The organism is Citrobacter sp. JGM124 (assembly GCF_018257795.1).
GTDB lineage: Bacteria > Pseudomonadota > Gammaproteobacteria > Enterobacterales > Enterobacteriaceae > JGM124.
This window is the reverse complement of the sequence record NZ_JAERJD010000024.1, coordinates 1-4,065: the sequence shown is the minus strand read 5'-3', so window position 1 is coordinate 4,065 and position 4,065 is coordinate 1. Positions and strand designations below refer to the sequence as shown.

Sequence of the window (4,065 nt, the reverse complement as noted above, 5' to 3'; positions counted from 1 at the left end):
TTTTTTTTTATGAAAAATTCACTTAACCAAGCAAGAAGGATTCTGTTTTATGAAAGATGAGCCTGTATTAACAAACAAAGATCATGCAGCTATGGACTCTTTTCTTGAGGCAGCACTAGATGATTATAAGAACGGCATAATATCTAAAGACACTGCGGTTAATTGCCTTGCTCACGTTATGGCTGCACTGGATCTTGATAACTACTCTGAAGCCATTCAGTGGTTTAACAACCCTAAATTCTTAAGGGATGCAGAGAAACTGTAGGCAAAAAGAGCCTAATGCCCCCGTGGTGGGTATACAAAAATCACGGGGAGCATAGCGACCTTCGTCTAGCTCTTTTCTTGTGTGTCTAATCTTGCAACGGATTAGATTTGTGTGGGTTAAGTGTTCGACGTTTGAGAAATCACACTTACCGCTTACTGCTGCCTTGTTCGCTCATTTTATCAGGTGCTTGTTATCGTACAGCGAGACGGGGTAGAGCTTAACTCTTTCGCGGCTAAGTTACGTTTCCACCAATTCGCCTGTTTATCCTGCCGGAGTCCGGGGCGTAGACTTGAGCGTCTAAGGTGCAGATATGATTTTAATGTCGTTGAATGGTATTAAGCTGGTAGTGACATTGCTAGCCAGCCCTGCTAGGATTTAGATTCTCACGTCTGATCCGTAGCAGGTATCTGCGAAGAATTAGAGTACTCAAGCCTTGTGATTCTGTCACGAGGCTTTTGTACATCTGGAGCAAAGTAATTCTAAATATCCCTTTGACTGATACCCCCAACGCCCGCCGCAGACTCATGACCGAACGTAGTGAGCGAATGAGCGAGGAGGCGTAATATCACTAACTGCTGCATGATGCACTGCCACTCTAAATTCCTATAACTTAGCTTATTTTTAGCGGTAAAAAACTCCTGTAACCCCCACCCAATAACCAATGTAAAAAATAATAAGCGCACTTAGACGTTTCTTCACTTTGTTCAGAAACGGTGCGTAAACTCAAAGGCAACAAGGCTAGAGGTAGAAAAGGGGGGGTGGTATCAAAAAGAAATCCTTCCGAGACATCTGATAGAACCATGAAACCATGGCTGTCGCTTGGCATAAGCCAAGCGACATATTACCGTCGAAAAGCTAAAGGTTTATTGTTTATCACCTAACGCTTCTTTTTGAGTCTTTTGGTTGTATGCTATTGTTTTTATTACTTTTTGAGTTATGCAAAAAATAACCACCAATAAGACTAAAGAAGCTACCTGCCCATTAGTCTCACCAAGTCTAGAAATAAACAATCCATTAAAAACAAGACCCAAGAATTGAACGAAGATAAACACGAAGGGGGTGACATATGTTCTAACCCCATTAAATCGAATAATCACCTTGGCTAGATAATATGCAATTATCACGCTAGGTAATGTGAATGAAAGCCCATGAGCAAGCTGATGCATTCCCATTAGTGCGATGAAAAAAAACAGCAAAAGATAGACTGATACACAGTACAAATAATACAGGTTCTTATTTTTCAGCATGATAAATGTGCGCTTTGGAGTGATAGCAGATAAGCCTAATATCAGATAATAGCCTTTTGGTTGTATCTTCGAATAGGTAATAATCTTTAAAGGTGAGAAGATTTACGGTGTGTAAACCAACAGACAATAACGGCTGTCGGAGTCATGAAACGAAAAAGCCCCCTGCGGGGCTATTATCTGATATTAGGCTTATCCAGTGCACTCTTTTACAAGAGTCCTTTTTTCTTTTTCTGGTAATACCATCGGCGACTAATTCCCAATTCAAGCCACGGCTGTAATGTCTCTGCGGAATCTGCCATAGGTTTACGCTTTGAGATTTTACCGCCTTTACGCCCACGCGCAGCCTGTATCTCTGGCGTGTGCGTCTTAGCTACCCAATCGAGCCAGTACTTCTCAGTGAATCGCTGATACGTCCATTTGGCAACGCTTTTCCCTATCGACGCGCACTCAGCCAAAGATAACGGGACGGGTAATTTTCGATTGTAAGCTTCAACGCGCTGTATCGTAGCATCAAGCCATTGCGGATAGTCAGGATAGCCCTGTCTAATCGCCCTGTAAGACCACTGGCGCGTTTTCTCGAACAACGTGCAGTTACGGCCTAATCCATACTCAGGATCGATTTTGGATGCGTTAGCGGCGGTCATATCGACACAATCAGCCAGCCAGTCAAATGTGTAGGCGTTTTTCTGCCATACAGTTACTTGCCAGTGTGCGTTTGCGCCCCGACACCCTGCCAACGCCTCACGAAATGGCAATAAATTGCCATCCCGTTCACCGTTTCAGTTATCCAATTTTTTTGTGGATAGATTGTCTGATAACCCGTTATGGGATGCCGCGAGAGTAGATATAGAGCCTTTTTAACTCCGCTGTGTGCTTTTTGAACAATGTGGCTTATTTGGTTTTTTAGGTGTTTATCTGTCTGATCTGAGTCAAATCTCTCGCCAGTCAGTCCGTTGCATAACGATTCACATCGTTAAAAATCATCAGCGCCATTCTTAGCCGTTTTCAGGGGGTAAGATGCACTCTTTTGAGGATCAGGCGGGAAAATCGCGCACAGGCCGTTTCAGCGGTGCGCGTTATGTGACGTTATGGTAAATAACTCAATCAAAATCGCTATATGCTTTGACATGTTTATCGGTTGTTTTATCGATGATTACTTGGCATTCATCGATCATGCTTGATAGATACAGCAGAGCCTCCTTGTCGGATATTTGTTGCATTAGTTTATCTGCCCATTTTTGATCAGACACTGCTTTATCAAAAACCAAAGATTCTTTTATATTCATATAGATGCTCTCTTTTTCCGAATTATTTCAATTTGATAAGCAGGATAATTACACTTATCACGATCTTGACGGCTTCATATACCCACCGATTACGCATTGCCTGCCCTCTATGAAGTTTAAATAGGCTGAAGGTGATAAGTTACTTCAAAAATCTTTTCTTGGCAATAGGGGTTTTTGTTTTAAGTTGTTGAGTTTAAAAGGAAAATTGGCGCATCATTGGCGCATCATGGTGAATCAGAGAGGTTATTACAGAATTGATACTCTTACCATGTAAGAGTAATATTGACTCACACAGAGTGCTAGTGAGGAATGGAATCTGCTACATTTCATAGAAACACCCATATTTGAGCGTCTAATTGATGACCTGTTAACTACAGATGATTATCAGAGATTTCAGGCTTACTTACTTTTAGACCCTCACGCGGGACCAACGATTTCTCATACAGGGGGGTGTAGAAAAATACGATGGTCGCTGCCTGCAAAAGGCAAGAGTGGGGGAATTAGAGTTATTTATTATTACGTCGCTAAAAATGGGACGATTCATTTGCTGTATGCATACCCTAAATCAGAACAAGAAAATCTGACGGATAGGCAAAAAGCAGTGATGAAGCAGTTAGCGCAACAGATTGAGGCCGAAAAATGAAAGATGAAATGTTTGATGAGCTGATTGAAAGCATGAAACAGGCTGTTGCCATTAGTCGCGGTGAAATGGAGCCTGCACGAGTGACTTCGTATTCAATACCTGATGTTAAGGTCATAAGAGCCAATGCCGGTATGAAGCAAGATGAGTTCGCTCAGGCTGTTGGCGTTTCTCCGTCCCTTGTTCAGAGCTGGGAGCAGCATAAGCGGATACCTAATGGTTCTAACCTGAAAATGTTGCGGGTTATTGAGAAGCACCCTGATGTTTTACAAATGTTAGTTCAAGCATAAACGTTACCTATTTTTTCAGCTGCAAAGCCCACGCCATGTGGGCTTTTTTATAGATACGTACAATGGGACGTTATGGTAAATCTATTCTTTGATGATTTCTATGTTGAACGGTGACAGTAGAGTCTCACTCAAGGTATGACTATGGTTAAGAAACATCGCTAGCCCGACACCCTCACTTTCATTTGCTTGCCATTGGTATATAACGCCCCCACATTCTTTCTTTGCTGTTAGTAGCCCATCATCATAAGTCCAGATAGTGTTCATGTGCGCCCCGCTAAACGCTGGTTGATAATGGTAATACTCTGCGATCACGACCAGATGTTGTTGGTTTTTTTTT

General features: G+C 42.2%; 6 protein-coding genes. 3 read left to right on the top strand and 3 right to left on the bottom strand.

All coding sequences use genetic code 11. The features are described from left to right. Positions 1–49 precede the first annotated feature (49 nt). Positions 50–265, top strand: a complete 216-nt coding sequence (locus tag JK154_RS17495; RefSeq protein ID WP_211994013.1) for a hypothetical protein — start codon at positions 50–52, stop codon at positions 263–265. A gap of 1,453 nt (positions 266–1,718) precedes the next feature. Here the strand turns inward: JK154_RS17495 and JK154_RS17490 are convergent. Beyond that, positions 1,719–2,267: a primase C-terminal domain-containing protein gene (locus tag JK154_RS17490; protein ID WP_249215992.1), complete on the bottom strand. Its 549-nt coding sequence runs from the start codon at positions 2,265–2,267 to the stop codon at positions 1,719–1,721. Between the two features lie 345 nt (positions 2,268–2,612). Further along, positions 2,613–2,798 carry a hypothetical protein gene (locus JK154_RS17485; RefSeq protein ID WP_211994012.1) on the bottom strand — a complete coding sequence of 62 codons (186 nt, stop codon included), beginning with the start codon at positions 2,796–2,798 and terminating at the stop codon, positions 2,613–2,615. Between the two features lie 316 nt (positions 2,799–3,114). On the opposite strand from JK154_RS17485, the gene JK154_RS17820 reads away from it, so the two are divergent. Together JK154_RS17820 and nadS are read left to right on the top strand one after the other, a co-directional pair. Then, positions 3,115–3,441 carry a type II toxin-antitoxin system RelE/ParE family toxin gene (locus JK154_RS17820; protein ID WP_211994015.1) on the top strand — a complete coding sequence of 109 codons (327 nt, stop codon included), beginning with the start codon at positions 3,115–3,117 and terminating at the stop codon, positions 3,439–3,441. Then, positions 3,438–3,728, top strand: coding sequence for a NadS family protein (gene nadS / locus JK154_RS17475; RefSeq protein WP_211994010.1), 291 nt, complete (start codon positions 3,438–3,440; stop codon positions 3,726–3,728). Before JK154_RS17820 ends, nadS begins: the two co-directional genes overlap by 4 nt. Before the next feature lie 81 nt (positions 3,729–3,809). Here the strand turns inward: nadS and JK154_RS17470 are convergent. Continuing rightward, positions 3,810–4,065: hypothetical protein (locus JK154_RS17470; protein WP_211994008.1), on the bottom strand; the 256-nt coding region annotated here is incomplete at its 5' end.

Bases quoted from the DNA above. Each gene is read 5' to 3' on its own strand.
- JK154_RS17495 (WP_211994013.1), top strand. From the start codon at position 50: ATGAAAGATGAGCCTGTATTAACAAACAAAGATCATGCAGCTATGGAC.
- JK154_RS17485 (WP_211994012.1), bottom strand. From the start codon at position 2,798: ATGAATATAAAAGAATCTTTGGTTTTTGATAAAGCAGTGTCTGATCAA.
- nadS (WP_211994010.1), top strand. From the start codon at position 3,438: ATGAAAGATGAAATGTTTGATGAGCTGATTGAAAGCATGAAACAGGCT.